Genomic DNA, 979 nt, shown 5'->3' on the forward strand with positions numbered 1-979 from the left:
TCGGCCCTGGTGCGGAAGTCGGGGTCGGTGATGAAGATCCAGGACTGGTGCTGCCAGGGCTTGAGCGCGTCGTCGGTCAGCCAGCGGCGCACGGTGGAGGCGGAGACCGAGCCGGCGATCGCCCGGGCGACGACCTCGCGGGCCAGCTCCGGGCACGACCAGCGCGACAGCGGCACCCCGGTCTCGGCCGGCAGCCGGCAGGCCAGGGCCTTGACCTGGGCTGTCTGCAGCGCGGTGAACGACGGTGGCCGCCCGGACCGCTCGCGGTCCCTCAGCCCGCCGAGACCGTGCTCGGCGAACCGGCCGCGCCAGCAGCGGACCGTGTCCAGGTGCAGGCCCGTTTCCCGGGCGATGCGGGCGTTGGAGTGTCCCCGTGCGGCGTGCAGCACCACCTGCGCGCGCGAGCGTAACCGGTACTCGGTCTTGTGGCCGTAGGCCATCTTCTTCAGTCGCTCGCGCTCGGCGGCGCGCAGGGCTATCGGGCGTGCGGTGGCAACGGGCAAGGCAGGCAGGCCGATCAGGAGAAGTGGATCACGACAGGACAGAGCCTGCCGTACCCGACGATCGCCCCTGTCGGGCAGGATGGACGCCATGCCCACGCCTTCGGAACACACCCGGCTCTCGCTGGAGGGGCGCCTCGGCGAGCATGCCCGCACCGCCTGGCCGCAGCTGGAGCAGCTGCACGTCCGCCACCGCGGAGCCTTCGCCTACGTGAAGGCCGAACTGGCCGACGGCGAACAGGTCAAGCTGATGCGACTGCGCTACACCGGCGCCGTCGGCACGTGGGGCTTCGCCCTCTACTACGCCGGCAGCGACCGCTACGAGGACTCCCTGCTGCCCACCGGCAGCCCCACAGGCACCCCCGCAGACGCACTCGACTGCGCCTGCCGACTCCACCTCGCCACCCCCGACATCTGACCAGACGCCGGCCACACCACCGCCTCCGCCGTCAACCCCCGAAGGACTTACGACGCAGACC

At 72.0% G+C, this 979-nt stretch carries 2 protein-coding genes; one reads left to right on the plus strand and one right to left on the minus strand.

The genetic code is table 11. The features are described 5' to 3' along the window. Window positions 1-503 (minus strand): helix-turn-helix domain-containing protein (locus tag I8N67_RS41685; protein WP_234047131.1); only part of this gene is annotated, 503 nt, incomplete at its 3' end. A gap of 88 nt (window positions 504-591) precedes the next feature. On the opposite strand from I8N67_RS41685, the gene I8N67_RS41690 reads away from it, so the two are divergent. Further along, window positions 592-918, plus strand: a complete 327-nt coding sequence (locus I8N67_RS41690) for a hypothetical protein (RefSeq protein WP_200309537.1) — start codon at window positions 592-594, stop codon at window positions 916-918. Window positions 919-979 lie beyond the last annotated feature (61 nt).

Source organism: Streptomyces adelaidensis (assembly GCF_016598475.1).
Classification (GTDB): domain Bacteria; phylum Actinomycetota; class Actinomycetes; order Streptomycetales; family Streptomycetaceae; genus Streptomyces; species Streptomyces adelaidensis.